The following is a 21968-nucleotide window of genomic DNA, read 5'->3' as shown; positions in this document are numbered from 1 at the left end:
GGACACGTCCCCCCAGACAGTTCTGTCATGTCCATTCCCGACAGTTCCGACAACGCGGACGGAAACGGCCCGCACCCCGACACAAAGGAGAACAACGATGACCACACCCACGACCCAGGCACTGACCGACACCACGGAGACGGCGACGAGGGGACGCTGGCCGTGGTTGGGCGTGGCTGCCGGAATCGGCGCATTGGCAGCCACTCTGGCCTTCGATCTCCATCCCGAGTGGGACGAGAACGCGCCCTACAACGCGGACATTGTCGACGATGTCAGTAGCGGCAAAGCCCACGCATCGATCATCACCGGCTATCTCACTGTCGCCCTGCTCCTGGTGCTGGCCGCCGCGTGGAAGCGCCACGTCGAACCCCGCACCCCGTCGAGCACCGCGGCGCGCGTCGTCCCGCTCGGCTTCACCGCATCCGCGGGCGCCCTCTCCCTGGGTTACGGCTGGAAGGGCGCGATGGGCCTGTACAACGGCGGTTCCGAGGACGACGCCTTCGACAAGACGGGTCTGTACGTGCTCTACGTTCTCAACGACTTCGGCTCGTTCATCGGATACCTCGGGGTCACGGTCGCTGCAGGTGCCGTCGCCTGGATGGCCTTCGGCGAGCGTCTGGTCTCTCGCTGGATCGGTGTGGTCAGCGTGCTCGCGGTTCTTCCCGTCATCGCCACCGTCGGCGCATTCGGGCTGCCCGGATTCCCAGGTGTGGTGAGCGGGGTCTGGCTGGTCATCGCGTTCGGTGGGCTCGCGCTGGGAAAGAGCACAATCAACCGGTGAGTGAGGTCGTTCGGCACGGAAAGGGGTCTGAAAATCACTGTTCCTGTCCGGGCGTAGAGTGACCGGCGCCACACTGGTCCGTGAACCCACGGGTCAGGGTGGCGCCGGATACAGCGCTTGTGGCAGACAACAGGCGTGAATCCTCCTACCGCCCACAACGCACAGGAGCCACGGTGACCGTCACTCAGGAACGCGACCGAGATCCCCACATCGATCTCATCCGCACCGATCCCGATCTTCCCCCCGTCGCCATCGTCGACCGAAGTCCGATGACCGTCGGCAAACGCATCATGTTCGCGATCATCGCGATCATCGGGGCGTGCGCCTGGGCGATCATCGCCTTCGTCCGCGGAGAGACGGTCAACGCGATCTGGTTTGTCATCGCGGCACTGTGCACCTACGTGATCGGCTACCGCTTCTACGCGCGCCTCATCGAGATGAAAGTCGTTCGGCCCCGCGACGATCACGCCACCCCGGCCGAAGTCCTCGACAACGCCCAGGACTACATGCCCACCGACCGGCGGGTGTTGTTCGGGCACCACTTCGCAGCCATCGCGGGCGCCGGCCCGCTCGTGGGCCCGGTACTCGCCGCGCAGATGGGCTACCTGCCCGGAACCATCTGGATCATCATCGGCGCAGTATTCGCCGGCTGCGTCCAGGACTACCTGGTGCTGTCGATCTCCACGCGGCGCCGCGGCCGCAGCCTCGGCCAGATGGCCCGCGACGAACTCGGTGACATCGGTGGCTTCGCGGCGATGATCGCCGTATTCGTCATCATGATCATCCTGATCGCGGTCCTGGCACTCGTTGTGGTCAACGCGCTCGCCGAGAGCCCATGGGGTGTGTTCTCGATCGCGATGACCATCCCCATCGCCTTGTTCATGGGGATGTACCTGCGGTTCCTGCGTCCCGGCCGGGTGTCGGAGGTTTCCCTGATCGGCTTCGTGCTGCTGATGTTCGCGATCATCTCCGGCCGATGGGTCGGTGAGTCGAGCTGGGGCGCAGACATGTTCAGCCTCTCGCCGGTATTCCTCAGCTGGGCCATCGTCATCTACGGGTTCGCCGCAGCGGTGCTACCGGTGTGGCTGTTGCTCGCGCCGCGCGACTACTTGTCCACCTTCATGAAGATCGGCACCATCGTGCTGCTCGCGGCCGGCATCGTCATCGCACGACCGGTGATGCAGGCCCCGGCGGTCAGCGAGTTCGCACACAGCGGTCAGGGCCCGGCGTTCGCAGGTTCGCTGTTCCCGTTCCTGTTCATCACCATCGCCTGCGGCGCGCTGTCGGGCTTCCACTCGTTGATCGCCTCGGGTACCACGCCGAAGTTGCTGGAGAAGGAGAGCCAGGCACGCATCATCGGTTACGGCGGCATGCTGACCGAATCCTTCGTCGCCATCATGGCCCTGATCACGGCCTGCATCCTGAACCAGCATCTGTACTTCGCGATGAACGCGCCGAAGGCACTGACCGACGGGACTCCGCAGGGTGCAGCCGACTACGTGAACGGCCTCAATCTCCCCGGGGATCCTGCCACGGCCGCACAATTCGAGCAGGATGCGAAGGCCGTGGGCGAGAGTTCGGTGATCTCCCGAACCGGCGGCGCGCCCACATTGGCGATGGGTATGGCCGACACCATGCAGCGCGCATTCGGCGGGGAGTCGTTGCGTTCCTTCTGGTATCACTTCGCGATCATGTTCGAGGCCCTGTTCATCCTCACCACCGTCGACGCCGGAACCCGTGTCGCCCGGTTCATGCTCTCGGACGCACTGAGCAATGTGAAGGGCGGCAAGCGATTCAAGGATCCGTCGTGGCGACCGGGCGCGTGGCTCTGCACGTTCATCGTTGTCGCGGCGTGGGGCTCGATCTTGTTGATGGGTGTCACCGATCCGCTCGGCGGCATAAACACCCTGTTCCCTCTGTTCGGCATCGCCAATCAGTTGCTCGCGGCCATCGCACTCACGATCGTGCTGGTGATCGTCCTCAAGCGCGGGCTGTTCAAGTGGGCGTGGATTCCCGGCATCCCACTGGCGTGGGACCTGATCGTCACGATGAGCGCCTCGTGGCAGAAGATCTTCTCGAGCAATCCCGCCATCGGGTACTGGCAGCAGCACAGCGATTTCCAGAACGCGAAGGACCGCGGGGAGACCACTTTCAAGACCGCCAAGAATGTCGGCGAGATCGACGCCGTCATCCGGAACACCTTCATCCAGGGCACGTTGTCCATCGTGTTCGCGGTACTCGTCCTGATCGTCGTCATCGCGGCAGCGTTCGTGTGCGTCAAAGCGATTCAGGCAGGAGGACTCCCCACCACGGAGGACACCCCTGTGGAGTCGAAGAGGTTTGCCCCCCGCGGCCTGATCGCCACACCCACCGAAAAGCAGATCGAGCGGGAATGGGCCGAGTTCGAGAAAACCGACAGGGTCTCAACGGCCTCTGCAACGGGTGATCCGAACGGGCACGGTTCGAGCAAGGGAGCGAGGCCGGCCCCGTGATGGACGTACTCCGCCGCGGTTCAGACGCGGTGCGCTGGTACGTGGGAGCGATGATGGGTGACAGCGATTACGCGCGCTACCTCGCCCATCACCGGGCGCGCCACCCGGCCGATGTCCCGATGACCGAGCGCGATTACTGGCGTACCCGGTACCGCGATCAGGACCGGAATCCGCAGGGCCGCTGCTGCTGATCCGTCAGTCCGGCCGGGTGGCGAAAAAACGGGCGAGTTGTTCGGTCCAATATCTGTCGTGTCGCTGCTCGACCGCTCTGCGGGTCACCTGCCGGATCACAACGATTCCGCCTACGCCCACCAGCAGGGCCAGTAGCACCGCGGGTCCCACTCGTGGGATCGGTCCCCCGAAAGCAGCACCGGCCGGTGCCCAGTCGCCGTTCTCGTCGACGGGGATGTCGCGGTTGCTGCCTGCGGGGGTACCTGCCGGTACTGCGATCACACCGTCACGTCGTTGCGACTCCCACTCCCAGTGCGCCCGGACCGCAACGGCCGGGGTACCGATCGTCTGGGCGGTGGCGGGCACGGCCGCCTCATCGGTCACCGCTCGTACCGCCCCCACCGGCTCGGCGATGGGTGACCGTTCGGCCATGTCCCACACCAGGACTCCCGTGAGCACCGACATCATGCAGGCGACCACCACGCACAGCGCCGACACTCGTCGTAGCCTTCGTTCGAACCGATCGACGGGGCGGCTCAGCAGATCCGGGGGCACCTACTCGATTGTCGGGATATCGCGTGTAGGCGCAACCCGGGATCGATCAACGCCAGGCGCCACGCGTGTACTGCGGCGGGTATGGGGCCTCTCGCCAGGTCAGACCCAGTTCGTGCGCCGCGCGCAGTGGCCACGCCGGCTCACGGAGACCAGCTCGGGCCAGCAGTACAGCGTGTGCGGACTCTGCCTCGAGGATCTTCTCCGCCTGCCCCGGCTCGGTGATCAGGCCGACCGCCGCAGTGGGAACACCCGACTGCTCGAGAATGGCCTTGGCGAAGTCGACCTGGTAGCCGGGGCCCACCGGGATGTCTGCCAGGACATTCCCGCCACTGGAGACGTCGATCAGGTCGACTCCCAACGGTTCGACGAGCGCGGCCAGCCGAGCGCTGTCGTCCACCGTCCACCCACCCTCTGTCCAGTCGGTCGCCGAGAGACGCACGAACAGGGGCTTCCCGTCAGGCCACACACGCCGAACGGCTTCGACGACCTCGAGCAAGATCCGGGTGCGGCCTTCGAAATCGCCGCCGTACTCGTCCTCGCGGATGTTCGACAACGGCGAGAAGAACTCGTGGAGCAGGTACCCGTGAGCAGCATGGATCTCGACGACGTCGAAGCCGGCCTCATGTGCCCGGGACGCCGCGGCGGCGAACGCATCGACAACGCCTGCGATGCCATCGCGGGTCAGGGCCGACGGCGTGGCGTAGCCCTCGAATGCAACAGCAGACGGGCCGCTGGTCACCCAACCTCCGTCTGCCTCGGCGATGCTGCCCTCGGCGTCGGCCATCGGGGCGTACGTCGAAGCCTTGCGACCTGCGTGCGCCAGTTGGACGCCGATCGCCGAACCCTGCTCGTGCACGAAGTCCACGATTCGACGCCACCCTGCGGCCTGTTCGTCGTTCCAAATTCCGGCGTCCTGGGGGCTGATCCGCCCGTCGGGCGTGACTGCGGCGGCTTCGGTGAGAATCAGGCCGAACCCGCCGGTGGCCCGGGCGCGAGATGGACCAGGTGCCAGTCCGTGGGCACGCCGTCCTCGGCAAAGCAGCTGTACTGACACATCGGTGCAAGCCAAGCGCGGTTCGCGATGGTCAGATCGCGCAGGGTCATGGGCGTGAAGAGTGCTGGTGTGGTCACGCCACACCTCAACCGCCGAGGCCAGGTGCCGATTCCACGACCCACCCGACCGTGAGATAGGTCTCGCCGGATCATCAGCAAAATCTCACACGTTGCTGCAGGTTGAACACAGGTCCACGGTCTAATCTCGACACAGATGAGTATTCAGATGAAAGCACTGTCGACGATGCTGAGGCTGAACGGGTTGTCCCTCACCAGCACCGCGGAGCGCGCACGCCGACAGATCTACCGGCCGAAGAAGGTCGTGTCGCCCCCGGAACCGATGTACACCTCGCACATCGTCAAACGCCGCTCGATCGGCGGTTTCCGTAGTTACAGCGTCACCCCGCGTCGCGTCCGCCCCCAGACCACGGTGCTGTACTTCTACGGCGGCGCGTACGTCAGCGAGATCAGTGCCCAGCACTGGGCTTTCATAGCGCAGCTGGCCGACGCCGGCATGCGGGTCGAGGTGCCGATGTACGGGCTTGCTCCCCGCTACGACCATCGGGACGCCCTTCCGTTCATCACTGCGGTGTATCAGCGACTGGTGACCGAACACCCCGGGTCGCCCATCGCACTGGTCGGCGATTCCGCCGGCGGCGGCCTGGCGCTGCTGATGGCACAGACCGCGCGTGACCGGAACCTGCGCCCGCCCCAACGCCTCGTTCTCATCTCCCCCTGGCTCGACCTGTCCCTCAGCAATCCCGACATCGCGCGCGTCGAGCGTCACGACCCATGGCTCAATCGGTCCACCTTGGACATGGCCGCACGGGTGTGGGCTCCGGACAAACCTCTGACGCATCCAGAGGTTAGCCCGATGTACGGCGACCTCGGTGGGCTTGCCCCGACGACGGTGCACATCGGCACCCACGACATGTTGTACCCGGATGCCTTGCGATTCCACGAGCAAGCGAGCGCGGCGGGTTCGGAAGTAGAGCTCAACACCTGCCCCTCCGGCCTGCACATCTACCCGCTGACACCGACCCCAGAGGGCCGCGCTGCCACCCGGTTGATCATCGAGACCTTGCAATTTGTCTGACTTCGCCGCGCTGGGCGCATAACCAGCCGAACACGGTTTCGTCACAGCACGATGTCGCAGCGTGGCTGAAGTCTCAACCTCAACTTGAGCTGGATATGTTTGCCGCGACCTGAATGGTGAGTTGTGGCAAGGAGCGACATGCACGCGTGGGGGGCTCCGGCCGCTGAACCGATGGATTCGAGCACGAGACCGACCGTCGGGCGCCGTTGGGCAAGCGCCTGCCGTCTCGCTGTTCCCGCGCTCCTGGCTCTGCTCGTTGTGATGCTCGCGCCGGCGCCGTCCGCGATTGCACAGTCGATCGTGCAGCCGGTGGCGGCCGACCCGACCGTCATCCGCGCGCAAGACGGCCGGTATTACATGTACGCCACCGCCGACGACTGGGGCGATGGCCAGGGCGAGCACAACATGACCGTGTTCACCTCGTTCGACCTGGTGGACTGGAAGTACGTCGGCGATGTGTTCGACGAGGCGCCAGGCTGGCACCCGCCCGGCAGACTCGCCTGGGCCCCGGACATCTCGGAGTCCAACGGCACCTATTCGCTGTACTACGCGCTCTACGACGAGAAAAATCCTTGCATCGGCCTGGCAACCGCGCCGGGCCCGACAGGACCCTGGACAGATCTGGGACATCCGGTGTTCTGTGCGCAGGACGTCGGCGTCGAGGGCACCATCGATCCGTTCCTCTGGGACGACGGAAAGACGAAGACCATGTTCGTCGGCAACTTCCACGGCGTGTACGCGATACCGCTCAACCCGGAGGGAAATGCTGCGGCCGGAGCCCCGGTCCGGGTGGCCGACGACCGGTTCGAAGGCCCCGAGATCATCTTCCGCGACGGCTACTACTACCTGTTCGTCTCGGCAGGTAACTGCTGCAACGGCGCCGACACCGCATACCGAGTTCTTGCCGGCCGTTCGCAGTCGCTCACCGGGCCGTACCTCGACCGCAAGGGCGACGACCTGAACGCCGGCGGCGGCGCGCTCATCCTCGCCGGCAGTCAGGCATGGGCGGGCCCCGGCCACAACACCGTTGTCACCGACGACGCCGGAGCGGATTGGATTGTGTATCACGCCGTTCCACGCGATGACCTTCAGTTGCCCAGTGGCGCCCAGCGACGTGAAGGGATGATCGACCGCATCGTGTGGGCCAACGGCTGGCCGGAGGTCGGCGACGGCTCGCCCGCATCGACGGGGCCGGCGTCTCCGCAGACCAAGCTGCCGGTGCAGGTCCGGCTCTCCCCCGAGACACCGACCGAACTGCCCGAGGGCGGTGGTCCCCTGAACGCGAAGCTGATGGTCTCCGCTCCCGCCGACACACCCTACGTCGGGCAGGTGTGGGTGGATGTGGTGCAACCAGGCAGCGCAACCGGCACAAGCGTTCTCGCACCGATTCCGGTGGACCTCAAACCCGGCCAGACGATGGAACAGACGGTCACATACACGGTTCCATCGGAGGCCCCCGCGGGGATCTATGGCATCTTCGCCTATGCGGGCGCGACCGTCGATGCGCCCGTGGAGTTCGGGACAGTCACGGCCACAAAGGTTGGGAACTCGGTCGGCAGTGGGCTCGCCGGGCTGTCGACGTCACTCGACAACGCTTAGGCCAATCGCCGGGGGCTCACGCGGGCGCGGGCAAGGTCATCCCCCGAGTGGCCATCACCTCTCGCAGGCGAGTGGGATAGTCGGTGATGATGCCGTCTGCACCCGCATCGATCTGTGCGTCCATCACGGCGGGATCGTTGATGGTCCAAGGGATCACGGCCAGCCCGGACTCATGCGCTCGGGCCACGAAGTCCTCGTCGGCCACGAGCGTGTAGCCCGCCGGCGGTACCTGTCCGTCGGGGTACGGGTTCACATAACCGGGCGACAACACCGTCACACCGTCGATCGATGAAGCGCCTTTGATCACATCGCCGCCCACCGCGTCGAAGTCGACCGGGCCGAGCCACTGAGAATCCTTCTTCCAGGTGGTCTCATCCCAGAGCGCCACCAACGGAATGCTCGGCTCCGCGTCGTGCACCAGCGGCAGTGTGCGCCAGTCGAAGCTCTGAATGCTGACCCGGCCAACCATGCCGGCCTCTTTCACCGCCGCCAAGGTGACGTCGACGAACTCCTCCGGTGTCGCCGAGTCTGCCCGCTTCTCCGCTTCGATCTTGGTCTCGATGTTGAACCGCACCGCGTCGGCGCCCCGTGCCTCGACGAGTGTGAACAGTTCTGGCAGAACCGCTATCTTGTTCCCGGCCACCGGCTGCGCTTCGGGGTAGGCGGCGAGCACCTTGTCGCAGTTGAGGGTTCGGATCTGTGCGAGGGTCAGATCGTGGACGAGGTCGCCGACGTACGGGAACTGCGGGTCGCCCGGTGTCGCCGCTGCGGTGTCCGCACATTTGGTCTCGTCAATTTTCGGATCGTGCCAGATGAGCGGCTGGTTGTCCTTGGTCAGCACGATGTCCAACTCGAGGGTGCTGACCCCGAGGGACAGGGCCTGGTCGAACGCATGCAGCGATTCCTCGGCGTATTCGCCGCGTCCGCCGCGATGTGCCTGCAAGTCAAAGGATTTCGACGGCTCCGCATCGGATGCCGATGGCACGGTCGTCGCGCTCTCGGTCGAATCGGTCGAGTCGCTGCCACACGCGACCAGTCCCACCGTCGCGACCATCGCGGCCATCGTTGTCGCCAAGAGATTCTTTCGCACACCCATCCCATCGCCCTGTCGTCTGGTACCGCGAAAACCTAACGCACGGGCGGTTCCAGGGCAGGACGAGCAGATCCGAGTTCATCTCCTGTTGGCGTCGAGTCCTACGCCTGGTCACACGATCGCGGACCGCAACGTTGCCGTCACGTCGTCCGCAGCGGCGGGCCGGCCGAGATGGTAACCCTGCGCATAATCCGCACCGCACGCCCGCAGAGCCTCGAGCTGCTCGGCGGTCTCGACACCTTCGCCCACGACGGTGACGTCGAAAGCCCGTGCCAGTCCCACGATCGCGGACACGATCGCCTCCGGCCGGGCACCCGGAAGATCTGCGATGAACGACTTGTCGATCTTGAAGCACTCGAACACCGGATAGCGATCCAGGTAGTAGATCGAGCTGTGGCCCCTGCCGAGGTCGTCGAGCAACAGGGACACACCCATGTTGTGTAGCTCGGTGAGCGTGCCTGCCACCCTCGCGGTGTCGGACACCCACACCGTCTCGGTGATCTCGAGCCCGAGTGCGGATGCTTCGAGGCCGGTCGCGGCCAGTACCCGTGAGACCACCCGTGGAAAGGCCGGGTCGCGCAACTGCAGCGCACTCACGTTGACCCGGATCGACACCGTGGTGAACTCTCGCCACCTGGCTGCCTGTGCACACGCCTCGGCCAAAGCCCATGTTCCGAGATCTGTTGCCAATCCTGTCCTTTCGGCAACGGCCACGAACTCCACCGGACTGACCGGGCCATGGACCGGATGGTTCCATCTCGCGAGTGCCTCGACCGCGACGATTCGTCCCGACGCGATCTCCACCAACGGCTGGTAGTGCAAGGTGAGCTCGCCGCGTTCGAGCGCCGACCGCAGATCGATGGACAACGACCGGATCCGCTCGGCGTCGTACACGTCGTCATCGTCGTAGACCGCATGGCCACCGGCGCCCATGTCCTTGGCCCGGTACATCGCGAGGTCGGCCCGATGAATCAATTCCCGCCGGGACGAGCCCGGTTCACTGACGGCGACACCGATGCTGGCACTCAACGGCGTCGGCGCACTGCCGTGCGCGTAGGGAGCGCCCAGCAACTCGGTGATGGAATGCGCAATCTGCTGTGCTTCGGCGATGTCGCGCACCTCTTCGCAGAGGATCAGGAACTCGTCGCCTCCGAGACGGGCCACCACATCCTGTTCTCGCACAGCGGTTCTGAGTCGCTGGGCGAACCGAACGAGGGCGAGATCGCCCGCTTCGTGCCCCAGGCTGTCGTTGATGAGTTTGAAATCGTCGACATCCAGGAGCAGCACCGCGACGTGGGTATCGGCGGCCTCTGCCCTTTCGAGGGCTTCGTCGATGCACGCATAGGCCAGAGCGCGATTGGGGAGGTCGGTGAGAGGGTCATGCATGCTGCGCTGGCGCACTTGGCGGTCGAGCTCAATGCGCCGGATGGCCGCGGACAGCACATCTGCCACGGTCTGGAGGAACGTGATGTCGCGATCGGCATAATCGCGCGCGTCGGCACTGTGGACAGAGAGCGCTCCCCACGGCGCAGTCGCACCGGCAATGGGTATGCCGACACCACTACGCAGGCCGTAGCTCTTCATCACCTCGGTGGGAAATCGGGTTTCTGCCAGGCGGTCCGGGCACACCACCACATCGGCAGTGTTCATGGTGTAGCCCATGAGCGAGTGATTGCCCGCGGGCACGTCGAACCCGTCTCCCCGCGGGCCGGTGACCGCCTCGAGGCTCAGGCGTGTGCTGTCGAACTCGTCCACCCGGGTGACCATGGCGGTTTCCACCCCGACCAGCGTCACCGCAGCCGCGGTCGCAGCGGTCAGCAGTTGAGGGAGTTCGGCCTCCAGCGCGAGTCGGCTCAGCTCGGCGACGGCTTTCTGTTCGGCGCCGAACTGAGCTGCAGCGTCGGCGACCTCGCGCAGCCGGCGATCACGTTCGTCTCCTCGGCGACGATCACGGACGATGGTCGCGATCACCGATGGCTGGCCGTCGGACCGCTCCACAACAAAGGTCGTGAGTGTCACCGCGATGCGGGCACGGGTATGAAAATGCTGCAACTCACTGCGACCACGCCAGTACCCCCGTGACCTGAGGTTCTCCTCGACCTCATCCGAGATCGACAAACCCGCCGGAGTGAAGAAGTCTTCCGTGAACAGCTCACGATCCGGCGACTCGTCCAACCCGACCAGTTCCCGGCCGGCGGGATTGACGTACAACACCCGTCCCGAGAACTCGGACAGCACGATCAGGTCGGGAGACAACTCGAGGATCGCGCGCAGTATCTGCGGGTCGTCCACGAATCCGGCCATGCGCCGCCCATCCCTCTCCGACGCGCATGTGACCCTGCGAACGACGATTCCACGGGGCGGGATCGAGCGCGAGCACACCGTGTGCGACTGATCAGATCATCGCACACGCCTAACTCGTTGTTACGGCGCGCGAACCCGCCCCCAGCGGCGCGTTTCAGGCGCCGACGTACGCCGCGAGGTGTTCGCCGGTGAGGGTGGACCGAGCCGCGACGAGATCGGCGGGTGTGCCCTCGAAGACAACCCGGCCACCATCGTGGCCGGCCCCCGGCCCCAGATCGATGATCCAGTCCGCGTGTGCCATCACGGCCTGGTGATGCTCGATGACGATGACCGACTTCCCCGATTCGACCAGCCGGTCGAGCAGGCCGAGGAGATTCTCCACGTCGGCGAGGTGGAGGCCGGTGGTCGGTTCGTCGAGCACGTAGATCCCGCCCTTGCCGGCCATCTGGGTGGCCAGCTTGATCCGCTGCCGTTCACCACCGGACAACGTGGTCAGCGGTTGTCCGAGCTTGATGTAGCCCAGCCCCACGTCGGCCAATCTGTCGAGAATCTTGTGCGCTGCAGGCAGTTTCGCATCACCGTCGCCGAAGAACGCTTCCGCCTCGGCCACCGACATGCCCAGCACTTCGCTGATGTCGCGCCCGCCGAAGGTGTATTCGAGCACCGCGGCCTGGAACCGCTTGCCGTCGCACTCCTCGCAGGTGCTGGCCACCCCTGCCATCATGGCCAGGTCGGAGTAGATGACACCGGCGCCGTTACAGGTGGGGCAGGCGCCCTCCGAGTTGGCGCTGAAGAGCGCCGGCTTGACACCGTTCTCCTTGGCGAACGCCTTGCGGATGGGGTCGAGCAATCCGGTGTACGTTGCCGGGTTGCTCCGCCGCGACCCCTTGATCGGGGCCTGGTCCACCGAGATCACCTCGTCGAGACCGGTCACCGAACCCTGGATGAGTGAACTCTTGCCCGATCCGGCGACCCCGGTGAGGACAACGAGCACGCCGAGGGGGATGTCGACGTCGACCTTCTGCAGGTTGTGAGTATCGGCCCCGCGTACCTCCAGAGCGCCCGACGGTTCACGCACCGCGGACTTCAGCTGCGCCCGGTCGTCGAGGTGATGCCCCGTCAGGGTGTCGCTGGCACGCAATCCCTCCACGGTGCCCTCGAACATCACCTGACCACCTTCGGTGCCGGCGCGCGGACCGAGATCCACCACGTGGTCACCGATCGCAATGGTCTCCGGCTTGTGCTCCACCACCAACACGGTGTTGCCCTTGTCGCGCAGCCGCAGCAGCAGACCGTTCATGCGCTCGATGTCGTGTGGGTGCAGCCCGATCGTCGGTTCGTCGAAGACGTAGGTCACATCGGTCAGGGACGATCCGAGATGCCGGATCATCTTGGTGCGCTGCGCTTCTCCGCCGGACAGGGTGCCTGAGGGACGGTCCAGTGAGAGGTAGCCCAGCCCGATCTCGACGAACGAGTCGAGAGTCTGCTGGAGGTTGGACAACAAGCCGGCCACCGACGGCTCGTCCAGTCCACGGACCCACTCGGCGAGATCGCTGATCTGCATCGCACAGGCATCGGCGATGCTGATCTTGTTGATCTTCGACGACCGGGCCGCTTCACTCAGCCGCGTGCCATCGCATTCCGGACAGGTGGCGAAGGCGACCGCCCGTTCGACAAATGTCCGGATGTGCGGCTGGAGCGCATCGATGTCCTTGGACAGGAACGACTTCTGCATCTGCGGAATCAACCCCTGGTAGGTGAGGTTGATGCCGTCGATCTTGATCTTGGTCGGTTCCCGGTAGAGCAGATCATTCAACTGCTTCTTGGTGAACTTGCTGATCGGCTTGTCGGGGTCGAAATAGCCGCAGCCCCGGAAGATTCGGCCGTACCACCCCTCCATGCTGTACCCGGGAATGGTGATGGCGCCGTCGTTGAGTGACTTGTCGGCGTCGTACAGCGCCGTGAGGTCGATGTCGGACACCGACCCCCGCCCCTCGCAGCGCGGGCACATACCACCGGTGATGCTGAAGGTCCGCTTCTCCTTCGTTTCGCGACCGCCACGCTCGATCGTCACCGCACCGGCGCCGGAGATCGACGCGACGTTGAACGAGAATGCCTGTGGGGAACCGATGTGCGGTTTGCCGAGGCGGCTGAACAGGATTCGGAGCATCGCGTTGGCGTCGGTCGCCGTACCGACGGTGGACCGCGGGTCTGACCCCATTCGCTGCTGGTCGACGATGATGGCGGTGGTGAGACCGTCCATGACGTCGACTTCCGGACGCGCCAAGGAGGGCATGAACCCCTGCAGGAAAGCGCTGTACGTCTCGTTGATCATGCGCTGCGATTCGGCAGCGATAGTGCTGAACACCAGCGAACTCTTGCCCGAACCGGAGACACCGGTGAACACCGTGAGCCTGCGCTTCGGGATCTCCACGCTGATGTCTTTGAGATTGTTCACCCGAGCACCCTGCACGCGGATCAGGTCGTGGGTGTCGGCGATGTGCGGTTCCTGCAGTTGCGGTTTCTTGGTGGTGGCCATGCTGCTCCGGTCTCCATTTGTTGGCGCGACGTCGCGGCAGAGCGCCGACTCAGTCTAGTTTCGTACAGCGTACTGGGTTTCTCTGGTCCTGGGTGCTGGTTGAGGATCAGCGCGGGGTGAGCCGGACAACCGGGCACTTCCCGTCATCACGCGACTTCTTGGATTCGGATCATGTTGCCTGCCGGGTCACGGATCGCGCAGTCCCGGATGCCGTAAGGCTGTTGTGTCGGCTCCTGCACCACCTCGGTGCCGTTTGCCTGCACACGCTCGAACGTGTCGTCCAGGTCTTTGGTGGCGAGCAGCAGGCTGGCATACGTGCCCTTGGCCATCATCTCGGCGATCGTGCGCCGTTCATCGTCGGTGATGCCCGGGTCGGCACCCGGCGGGGTGAGCACGATGTTGACATCGGGCTGACCCTTCGGTCCGACCGTGATCCAGTACATGTCGTTATAGCCGACCTCATTGCGGACCTCGAAGCCGAGGGTGTCCCGATAAAAGGCCTTGGAAGCCTCTGGGTCGGTGTGCGGAAGGAAACTCGAATGAATGTTGATGTCCATGTCGCTCACGCTAGTTGCGACGCGATGCCTTTGGCTTCTCGATTCCTGATCGGTCTGGCCACCTTTTTCGTGACGCAGGACGGCATCCCTGCGGTCTCACCCGCGGCCTCACTCCGGTAGGTGCTCGGCGACATCCCGACCAACTCGGTGAAGCGGGTGCTGAACGTTCCCAGCGATGAACAACCCACGGCGAAACACACTTCGGTGACGTTCAGATCGCCCCGCTGGAGCAGCGCCTTCGCACGCTCGATTCGCCGTGTCATCAGATAGGAGTACGGCGACTCGCCGTAGGCCAGCTTGAACTGGCGACTGAGATGACCTGCCGACATGTTCACCCCTCGGGCGAGGGCTTCGACGTTCAGTGGTTCCGCATACTCGCGGTCGATCCGATCGCGTACGCGTCGCAGCAGAGCAAGGTCTCGAAGGTTCTGCGCTGCGGCGGAGTCGCTGGTCACAAGCGTGATGTTGCCATGTCTGCTCTACCTTGCCCAGCGTTCGCGGCCTTGTTCCCTAGATCGCGGGCGTCTGGCCGCAGATCCAGCCGACGCAGGAGCTGCGCGTTGAGGGCAACCACAACCGTCGAGATCGACATGAGGATGGCGCCCACAGACATCGGCAGCACGAACCCGACCGGGGCCAGCAGTCCAGCAGCCAGCGGCACGGAGATCAGGTTGTAACCGGCTGCCCACCAGAGGTTTTGCTTCATCTTTCGGTAGCCCGCCTTGGACAACTCGATCACCGACACGACCGAACGCGGATCGTCCCCGGCCAGAATGACCCCTGCCGATGCGATTGCGACGTCGGTCCCGGCGCCGATGGCGATGCCGACGTCGGCCTGGGCCAGCGCGGGCGCATCGTTCACCCCGTCACCCACCATGGCGGTCGTGCGTCCGACGCCCTGCAGTTCTTTGACCTTCGACGCCTTGTCCTCCGGCCGAACTCCGGCGAACACGCGGTCGATACCCAGCTCGGTCGCGACCGATCGGGCCACGGCGTCGGCGTCACCGGTGATCATGACAACCTCGATGCCCTGTCGATGTAGTGCCGCAACGGCTTCCCGCGATTCCGGCCTGATGTCGTCGGCCAACTTCAGTGCTCCGACCACCTCGTCGTCGACGAGTACGTGCAGGATGATGGCTCCGTCGGCACGCCAGTTCTCGGCAACCTCGACCTCGGCGCGCTGGTGCCGCTCCAACATGCGCGGGCCCCCGACCCGGACATGCTTCCCTTCCACCGACGCCGACACCCCTTCGGCCGGTGACGCCCGGAACTGTTCGGCCGGGGGAACCTGCAGCTGACGCGCCTTGGCGGCCTCGACGATCGCCTTGCCCAACGGGTGCTCGCTGTCGGACTCCACCGCCGCGGCCACGGCAAGCACGCGGTCTTCAGTCGCCGCGCCCAGTGCGTAGACCGCGACAACAGTCGGCTCCCCTTGTGTCAAGGTGCCGGTCTTGTCGAACAGCACCGCGTCGACCGACCGCATGCGTTCGAGAGCGAGGCGGTCTTTGACCAACACACCTGCACGGGCAGCGCGTTCGGTGGCGATCGCAACCACGAGAGGGATTGCCAGCCCGAGAGCGTGGGGGCACGCGATCACCAGCACGGTGATGGTGCGCACCACCGCGTCGTCGGTGGACCCGAGGACCGACCAGACGATTGCGGTGAGGGCTGCGGCGCCGAGCGCGTACCAGAAGAGCCACGCGGCCGCGCGGTCCGCGAGGCGTTGTGCCCGCGACGACGAGTTCTGCGCCTCGGACACCAGTCGCTGGATACCCGCCAGCGCGGTGTCGTCGCCGATGGCCGTGACGCGAACGCGCAGAGCTGAATCGGTGGCGACGGTTCCGGCCACCACTGCGTCCCCGACCGTCCGGCCGACGGTGCGCGATTCGCCCGTCACCATCGACTCATCGACCTCGGCGGTCCCGTCGATGATCGTTCCGTCGGCCGGCACGCTCGCTCCCGGACGTACGAGAACCACGTCACCGAGACGGAGTTCCGCGGGAGGTACGAGCACCGTGGAGCCACCTTCGACCTTCTCGGCCTCGTCGGGCAACAGTGCGGCCAGCGAGTCGAGTGCCGACGTGGTCTGCGCCAGCGAACGCATCTCGATCCAGTGCCCGAGCAGCATGATGACGATCAGTAGCGCCAACTCCCACCAGAAATCCAGATCATGGTGCAGCACATCGAGGCTCGCGCCCCATGAGGCGACAAACGCGACCGTGATGGCAAGAGCGATGAGCAGCATCATTCCGGGGGCCCGCGAGCGGATCTCGCTGACCGCGCCGCTGAGGAACGGGCGGCCACCCCACACGAACATGACCGTGCCGAGCACCGGCGAGATCCACGAGACGAACTCGTGGTCGGGTAATTCGTAGCCGATGAGCATTGCGAACATGCCCGAGAATCCGACGACCGGGACTGCGAGCGCGAGCATGATCCAGAACAGTCGGCGGAACTGTCCGACGTGATCGCCGTGGCCGGAATGCCCCGCGTGCCCCGCATGACCACCCTGATGGTCCATTCCCTCATGAGCTGCGTGCTGTTCGGCGTGAGCCGAGTGGTTGTGCATCGTGTCCATGTCCCGAATATATACCCCCTAGGGGTATGTGTCGAGGAGTTGTTTCAACAACATAGGCGCTCCCGCCGAAGCCGGAGCGCCTTTGCTGGATCTTTCGATTCCTGTGAACGGTCAGGACTGCAGGAGCGACCTCATGGTGTCGATCTCCTGCTGCTGAGTCGCCGCAATCGTCGTTGCAAGTTGTTTGGCCGCCTGATTTTCACCGTCGGCGACCTCGACGTTTGCCATCTCGATGGCGCCGGCGTGATGTTCGATCATCATGGCCAGCCAGGCCTGGTCGAACTCCGTACCATTTTTGGCCGCCAGGTCATTCATCTCTTGCTCCGACATCATTCCGCTCATGGTGTCGTCGCCGTGATGCATGTCGCCCTGCCCTCCACCTTGTGCGCTGGGATCAGGTTTGCCCCACTGCTTCAACCACTGGGCGAGCTGTTGCATCTCCGGACCCTGAGCCGACTCGATGGCCTCAGCGAGTTGGACGACCTCGGGAGTGGTGGTCCGACCCTCGAGCAGTTGGGCCATCTCCACGGCTTGCGCATGGTGGGGGTACATCATCTGCGCAAACATCACATCGGCATCGTTGAACGCGGCGGCCTGTTCCGAATTCGAGGCCGTCGGAGCGGCAGATGTGGCAGCCGACTGGTGGGACATCGAGCCCATGTCGTGGTCACCGTTGTCAGAACTGCACCCCGCGAAAAGCAGGGTTGCCGAAGCAGCGATGCCGACGAGCGCGAAACCGGTTCGGCGAGAATGTGTTTTGTACATGATTGTTCCTTCGAATGTTGATAGGGATCGGCGTGCGAAATACACACGCCATGACGGGGACTCACCCGCGGGAAACGGGCGGGGGTCCATCAGATCCTCAAGATCGACAACTTTTCGAGGGAGGGCGCGGCCCAGGGTGGGGCGCGCGAGGCGTACCTGCCGTTGCCAGGAACGTGGATTCGCGGTGCGGCGTTCGCGCCTTGGCGTCCGAGTAGCCGCCGCAAGATCAGCAACACCGACGCGACGGTTATCAACGCCATGCAGAGGGCCATGGCTGCATGCGTTGTCCAATGGGTGCCGTCGGCTGCCATCGCCGGCGGGGCCATGGTTGTGTGGCCCGCATGCTCCTGGTGGGTGGTGACTGCGGCATGTGCGCCTGCGACGCCATGCGCCGGTGCGTGCACCATGGGCACCGAGTGCATGAGGAGAACAGCCAGCAACGCTGCAAACGCCGATGCCGCGACAGTGGCCGCTGAGCCGACAAAGGCGGAGCCAGTGCGTTGCGTGCGCGTCATCTCACCCTCCTCGTGTCGGCCGGAGTCGGCTATACCCCCGTAGGGTACCAAAGCAATAGATTTACGTGCCTGCCTGCCGAACTGCAGGTCGGGTGATGGCTTCTTGTCCGGCGCGTGTGTTGATCCAGATCTCGCGGTCACCGATCAGGGTCGCCGTGATGATGCCCAGCGTTTTGAGGTCGTGATGCTCTTTGCAGAGACATTCCAGGTTTGCCTCTATGGTCCATCCACCGGCCAGCGGGTCGGCATAATTGAACGGCACGATGTGGTCGAGTTCGCATCTGTCGGCGGGCACCAGGCACCCCGGATAGCGGCAGTGCCCATCCAACGCACGCACCATCCGAGCCAGTTTCGCTCCAGGCCGATATCGCAACGCACCTGGCGGTGGCACACTCCATCCACCATGCCCATCCTGATCGGGCGGCGCCTTCACTGGCGGCGGCACCCCGAGGGCTTTCTCCCCCAGCACAATCCGGCTTCTGCCATCGAGCGAGTTCATCAACACGGCCGCAATGTCCTCGCGGGCGATAGCCGAGCCGTCCGCGGTGGCGAACAGGTCGAGGAGTCCCGACACTGCCTGCTCCCCGATCGTCACCAACCCTCGCCACCGCGACTTGTCCGCCAACATCCGCGACTGCACACCGTCAAGGGGGCCGTACCCGAGCAGGTACCCCGGATTCGCGGACAACCCGAGGACTGTTGGCAGGTCCACCACCAACTCCGTCCATGCCCGAGGCGCCAGGCGCGCGGGCTTCTGTTCCGAGTCAGTCCCGTCGGACAGATCAGGAGCGGATTCGATCTGCTCATGACCGGTTGCGATCGCGTCCAGCACCGCGTCCACTTGCCCGGCCCGATCATCCGGCGCCATGTCGTCAAGCTGTGCTTTGGCCCGGACCGCTTCCTCCGCAGTGCATGCGGTGATCAGACTGGCCATCCCACCCGCGCGCCGACGTACCACCACCCGCCGGGCCGGATCGACAACGTCGTCATCATCCGCGACATCCGGCTCGAACAACAGCAGATGACGATCCAACTCCTCAGCAAAGACATTGTCGCTCAGCAACATTGCGTCCTCGGCCAGGACGCCATCAAGATCGATCAACGCGTCTCGATACCCCCGAGATGCGCGGTGATACAACGCCTTGAGCTTGCCGACACTCACCTCGCCGGTATCGAAGGCCTCCGCCAATGCCGGCAGGTGGTCCAACAACCGCCGACACCGCAGCAAATGGTCAGCCTGACCTGTGGAGCACCGCCACGCCACCGCGATCTCACACGCCGCCGCCCGAGTGCCGTTCTCGTCGTCATTACTGGAGACATACCGGTAATACTCGAGGCCGTCATCGAGCCGCCGCGCCCATGCCCGGTTCACCTCACGCTCACCAGACTGCACCCGCGACAACAACTCCGACGCCTCAGCGTCCATCGTGGTGGCCCCCGCCCAACTCATGACTCGAATATACGTTCGAGGTCTGACAGTCATTTTGTCGAACGCAATTGATTACACGTTGAAAGCGAAACGTTAGCTGGGCGCAGAATACCGCCTCGACCAGCGGTTCGCCGGTCTAGCCGCGTACTCTCAGCCCCGTTTCAGCCCGGCTACGCGCCACAGTCAATGCCGCCGACTAGCCTTAGCCCGTGATCAAAGACTCGTGCCGCCGCATACGCGAATGGTGGCTTGAGCGAACCGGCAAACAGCAGCTCGGCTACGGATTCACCGCCCTGGCGGTCGTTCTGACGTTGTTGCTCGCCCTGTTGCGCGGCACGACATCGCTGTCCACTGGCTGGGTTCTGTCGCTAGCCATACTGGGCATCCTCGCGCAGGCGGCAAGCGCCTTCTCGTTCGGGAACGTCGGCAAAGCGGATCCATCTCACGCAGAGGCGTCCGTTCGGCACCTGATCAGGCTCAACGTCCGTTCGACGAATACCGCCTTAACCGCCCAGCAACTGTATGAAGCTCCCGACCTATACAACGCTGGCGATCCCCGCGAATCCCTGTCAGAGATCCAAAGACGAATGGGGGTTGTCAGCGCTGAGTTGAGTTGGATTGCCGAGGACGCAGCTGAAGCAATCCACCATTGGGACCAGTTTTTCCCGCAAGCCGTTACCAAGGCAAAAGAAAGAGGTGAACAGATCAATGACCAGCAGCCAGCGGATCATGACAACAGTGGCGCTAGTGGTGAATGAACGCGAATTGATTCTTGATGCGGGAGAGGACGATGGCGTTCAAATCGGTATGCGCTTTGCCGTTCTGGCTGAAAAGGAAGTCGAGTTGGCGTCAGGCAAGGTAGCTACAATCAAGGTGCCAAAGGTGATCGTAAAGGTCACTCGGTTTGAAGGTGCCAACCTGGCGGTCGGTAGGACGTTCAGGACGATCAGGGGTAGGCCTGGCGCTTTCGGGCTCAGCTCAATGGGAACCTTTGACGCCCTGTCCGATTTCGCTGGAACACCCGACCGCAAGGAGATAATTCGATCGCGGCAGAAGGTCCGTCTGTCATCGGAAGAGAGACTTGTAACCCCCGGCGACGAGGCTTTGCAGACTCTGGGAGACGAGTATGCAGACGAGGACTGACGCTGTCGGCTGGTGGCTTTCGGGCCAGTCGGTACCGACTGGGAGAATTGCTGCATGACTACTGAGGAGCCCGCAACAGAGTCCGCGACCCGCGACCCTAACTCGCTTCCGACCAGCACAGATCTATCTGGGCGGTGCCCGCGATGCGATCTGACAAGTAATTTCAACAAGATCCAGATACACGCGCTCTGCAGCGGGATGGTCGGCAATGTTTTGGGACCTAGCGAGCTTGGGGTGGTTCTGCAGTGCCAGGGCTGCCTGGACTATGTACTAGTGGTAGAGGAGGTGACTGAGATTCACGGGCGGACACTCACAACTCGCGGCACTACGTGGTGGCCGACGCCTGGGGTAGACGGTTTGGATGACTCGGTGGACGAGAACGTGGCCGGGGCATACTCCGAGGCGGTTCGTTGCCTTGGCGTACAGGCCCCTCACGCCGCCGCAGCGATGCTACGAACCGCGCTCGCACATATTGTGGAGGACAAGGGTAGTGAGGCTGCAAAAAGCAAGAAGACCCTCTACGACCGCATCGAACAGATGGTTATCGACAAGACCCTGTGGGAATCATTCGGTGTATGGGCAACCCATATTCGCAAGACCGGAAATGCCGGCGCACACGCTGAAAAGTTTGAACCGATCACCATGGGCCAAGCATCCGAGCTCCAGCGATTCGTCCGGCAGCTGATCGAGTTCCTCTACCTCGTGCCTGGACGTTTGGCAAAGGCAATGCCGCCTATACCCAAGGCGGCCAACACTAACCCCTAAGCTGCCGCACGTTTGTCGGTTCGACGTCGTATCACTCGCGAAAGCAGCGCCTAGAGCGTCGGTCAGCTTATCGCTGGCGTCTTCGTAGAGGTGTCCGTAGATGTCCATTGTGATTTTGTAAGAGCTGTGTCCTAGGTGCTCCTGAACTGCTTTCGCGGGTAGGTTCGCCGCGATCAGCAGCGACGCACAGGCATGCCGTAGGTCATGCGCACGAAGCGTCTTCGGTAGCCCGCGCGAGTAGCAGCAGGCTTCCAGTACTTGAGGTAAAAGTCTCGGCCCCAGTGCATCGGCATAGATCCGAACGGCGCGTCTGCGGTCGCGACCGGCGACGGCCACACGTAGCAGTCCGGCCCAAAGGCACCGAGCCCCGCTTGTCGTTCCGCGTGCTTCTGGAGTTCGGCGAGCGACCATCCCCGCCGTCAACGCCACTGTTCGCGTGCGATTGTTCTTCGGCGGCACGATCACCTAATCGTCTCCGCCCAACGTCGACACGCTGTTCCGCACCTTCACGCGGTTTCCAGCCCCGTCCAGCC

18 protein-coding genes and 2 pseudogenes are annotated in these 21968 nt (G+C 64.2%); 8 read left to right on the top strand and 12 right to left on the bottom strand.

What is annotated here, in order from left to right; translation table 11 throughout:
• The first annotated feature begins 97 nt into the window (after positions 1 to 97).
• The 3 genes from W823_RS55230 to W823_RS55220 all read left to right on the top strand — a co-directional run bounded on the left by W823_RS55230 (position 98) and on the right by W823_RS55220 (position 3464).
• Positions 98 to 781 carry a hypothetical protein gene (locus W823_RS55230; protein ID WP_023963224.1) on the top strand — a complete coding sequence of 228 codons (684 nt, stop codon included), beginning with the start codon at positions 98 to 100 and terminating at the stop codon, positions 779 to 781.
• Positions 782 to 954: 173 nt separating this feature from the next.
• Complete coding sequence (locus W823_RS55225) at positions 955 to 3273, top strand: carbon starvation CstA family protein (protein WP_023963222.1); 2319 nt, start codon at positions 955 to 957, stop codon at positions 3271 to 3273.
• Entirely contained in the window at positions 3273 to 3464 is a 192-nt protein-coding gene (locus tag W823_RS55220) for a YbdD/YjiX family protein (protein ID WP_031333644.1), read from the top strand. Before W823_RS55225 ends, W823_RS55220 begins: the two co-directional genes overlap by 1 nt.
• 4 nt (positions 3465 to 3468) lie before the next feature.
• Here the strand turns inward: W823_RS55220 and W823_RS55215 are convergent, their stop codons facing one another.
• Together W823_RS55215 and W823_RS55210 are read right to left on the bottom strand one after the other, a co-directional pair.
• Positions 3469 to 3999 carry a hypothetical protein gene (locus W823_RS55215; RefSeq protein ID WP_152538204.1) on the bottom strand — a complete coding sequence of 177 codons (531 nt, stop codon included), beginning with the start codon at positions 3997 to 3999 and terminating at the stop codon, positions 3469 to 3471.
• Between the two features lie 46 nt (positions 4000 to 4045).
• Positions 4046 to 5130: pseudogene (locus tag W823_RS55210) on the bottom strand (NADH:flavin oxidoreductase/NADH oxidase).
• A 136-nt stretch (positions 5131 to 5266) separates the two neighbouring features.
• Between W823_RS55210 and W823_RS55205 the strand changes: the two are divergent.
• Positions 5267 to 6148, top strand: coding sequence for an alpha/beta hydrolase fold domain-containing protein (locus W823_RS55205; protein WP_023963216.1), 882 nt, complete (start codon positions 5267 to 5269; stop codon positions 6146 to 6148).
• A 138-nt stretch (positions 6149 to 6286) separates the two neighbouring features.
• Positions 6287 to 7747: a family 43 glycosylhydrolase gene (locus W823_RS55200; protein ID WP_023963213.1), complete on the top strand. Its 1461-nt coding sequence runs from the start codon at positions 6287 to 6289 to the stop codon at positions 7745 to 7747.
• A 16-nt stretch (positions 7748 to 7763) separates the two neighbouring features.
• Here W823_RS55200 and W823_RS55195 read toward each other — a convergent pair whose 3' ends face one another.
• From W823_RS55195 to W823_RS55155, 9 genes are all read right to left on the bottom strand, one after another.
• The gene (locus tag W823_RS55195; protein WP_369792681.1) at positions 7764 to 8822 is read right to left on the bottom strand and encodes a glycerophosphodiester phosphodiesterase family protein; all 1059 of its coding nucleotides are present in this window, start codon (positions 8820 to 8822) and stop codon (positions 7764 to 7766) included.
• Between the two features lie 129 nt (positions 8823 to 8951).
• Positions 8952 to 11144, bottom strand: coding sequence for an EAL domain-containing protein (locus tag W823_RS55190; RefSeq protein WP_023963209.1), 2193 nt, complete (start codon positions 11142 to 11144; stop codon positions 8952 to 8954).
• A gap of 154 nt (positions 11145 to 11298) precedes the next feature.
• Entirely contained in the window at positions 11299 to 13683 is a 2385-nt protein-coding gene (locus W823_RS55185; RefSeq protein ID WP_023963208.1) for an excinuclease ABC subunit UvrA, read from the bottom strand.
• Positions 13684 to 13829: 146 nt separating this feature from the next.
• Complete coding sequence (locus W823_RS55180; protein ID WP_031333639.1) at positions 13830 to 14240, bottom strand: VOC family protein; 411 nt, start codon at positions 14238 to 14240, stop codon at positions 13830 to 13832.
• A gap of 5 nt (positions 14241 to 14245) precedes the next feature.
• Positions 14246 to 14695, bottom strand: a complete 450-nt coding sequence (locus tag W823_RS55175; RefSeq protein WP_023963203.1) for a helix-turn-helix transcriptional regulator — start codon at positions 14693 to 14695, stop codon at positions 14246 to 14248.
• Positions 14692 to 16818 carry a heavy metal translocating P-type ATPase gene (locus tag W823_RS55170; protein ID WP_023963201.1) on the bottom strand — a complete coding sequence of 709 codons (2127 nt, stop codon included), beginning with the start codon at positions 16816 to 16818 and terminating at the stop codon, positions 14692 to 14694. Before W823_RS55170 ends, W823_RS55175 begins: the two co-directional genes overlap by 4 nt.
• Before the next feature lie 111 nt (positions 16819 to 16929).
• Positions 16930 to 17583, bottom strand: a complete 654-nt coding sequence (locus W823_RS55165; RefSeq protein WP_023963199.1) for a DUF305 domain-containing protein — start codon at positions 17581 to 17583, stop codon at positions 16930 to 16932.
• Positions 17584 to 17672: 89 nt separating this feature from the next.
• Positions 17673 to 18098 (bottom strand): DUF6153 family protein, encoded by a 426-nt coding sequence (locus W823_RS55160; RefSeq protein WP_023963197.1) that lies wholly within the window; start codon positions 18096 to 18098, stop codon positions 17673 to 17675.
• A 61-nt stretch (positions 18099 to 18159) separates the two neighbouring features.
• Positions 18160 to 19548 (bottom strand): HNH endonuclease signature motif containing protein, encoded by a 1389-nt coding sequence (locus W823_RS55155; protein WP_023963195.1) that lies wholly within the window; start codon positions 19546 to 19548, stop codon positions 18160 to 18162.
• A gap of 188 nt (positions 19549 to 19736) precedes the next feature.
• Here W823_RS55155 and W823_RS55150 point away from each other — a divergent pair, with 188 nt between their 5' ends.
• The 3 genes from W823_RS55150 to W823_RS59180 all read left to right on the top strand — a co-directional run bounded on the left by W823_RS55150 (position 19737) and on the right by W823_RS59180 (position 21435).
• Positions 19737 to 20285: a hypothetical protein gene (locus tag W823_RS55150; protein WP_023963193.1), complete on the top strand. Its 549-nt coding sequence runs from the start codon at positions 19737 to 19739 to the stop codon at positions 20283 to 20285.
• A complete protein-coding gene (locus tag W823_RS55145) occupies positions 20257 to 20670 on the top strand; it encodes a hypothetical protein (protein WP_161634051.1) in 414 nt (137 codons plus the stop codon). Before W823_RS55150 ends, W823_RS55145 begins: the two co-directional genes overlap by 29 nt.
• A gap of 369 nt (positions 20671 to 21039) precedes the next feature.
• Positions 21040 to 21435, top strand: coding sequence for a DUF4145 domain-containing protein (locus W823_RS59180; RefSeq protein ID WP_235189687.1), 396 nt, complete (start codon positions 21040 to 21042; stop codon positions 21433 to 21435).
• Between the two features lie 144 nt (positions 21436 to 21579).
• On the opposite strand, the pseudogene W823_RS59805 reads toward W823_RS59180, so the two are convergent.
• Positions 21580 to 21846 (bottom strand): annotated as a pseudogene (locus tag W823_RS59805) (hypothetical protein); the annotation flags it as partial.
• Between the last annotated feature and the right edge of the window lie 122 nt (positions 21847 to 21968).

It is taken from the genome of Williamsia sp. D3 (assembly GCF_000506245.1).
Classification (GTDB): Bacteria; Actinomycetota; Actinomycetes; order Mycobacteriales; family Mycobacteriaceae; genus Williamsia; species Williamsia muralis.
The sequence above is the reverse complement of the archived record's forward strand: the minus strand, read 5'-3'. Positions and strand labels throughout refer to the sequence as shown.

Coding starts and splice junctions, on each gene's coding strand:
- W823_RS55230 (WP_023963224.1), top strand. CDS start 98: ATGACCACACCCACGACCCAGGCACTGACCGACACCACGGAGACGGCG.
- W823_RS55220 (WP_031333644.1), top strand. CDS start 3,273: ATGGACGTACTCCGCCGCGGTTCAGACGCGGTGCGCTGGTACGTGGGA.
- W823_RS55205 (WP_023963216.1), top strand. CDS start 5,267: ATGAGTATTCAGATGAAAGCACTGTCGACGATGCTGAGGCTGAACGGG.
- W823_RS55200 (WP_023963213.1), top strand. CDS start 6,287: ATGCACGCGTGGGGGGCTCCGGCCGCTGAACCGATGGATTCGAGCACG.
- W823_RS55190 (WP_023963209.1), bottom strand. CDS start 11,144: ATGGCCGGATTCGTGGACGACCCGCAGATACTGCGCGCGATCCTCGAG.
- W823_RS55185 (WP_023963208.1), bottom strand. CDS start 13,683: ATGGCCACCACCAAGAAACCGCAACTGCAGGAACCGCACATCGCCGAC.
- W823_RS55180 (WP_031333639.1), bottom strand. CDS start 14,240: ATGGACATCAACATTCATTCGAGTTTCCTTCCGCACACCGACCCAGAG.
- W823_RS55170 (WP_023963201.1), bottom strand. CDS start 16,818: ATGGACACGATGCACAACCACTCGGCTCACGCCGAACAGCACGCAGCT.
- W823_RS55165 (WP_023963199.1), bottom strand. CDS start 17,583: ATGTACAAAACACATTCTCGCCGAACCGGTTTCGCGCTCGTCGGCATC.
- W823_RS55160 (WP_023963197.1), bottom strand. CDS start 18,098: ATGACGCGCACGCAACGCACTGGCTCCGCCTTTGTCGGCTCAGCGGCC.
- W823_RS55155 (WP_023963195.1), bottom strand. CDS start 19,548: ATGAGTTGGGCGGGGGCCACCACGATGGACGCTGAGGCGTCGGAGTTG.
- W823_RS55145 (WP_161634051.1), top strand. CDS start 20,257: ATGACAACAGTGGCGCTAGTGGTGAATGAACGCGAATTGATTCTTGAT.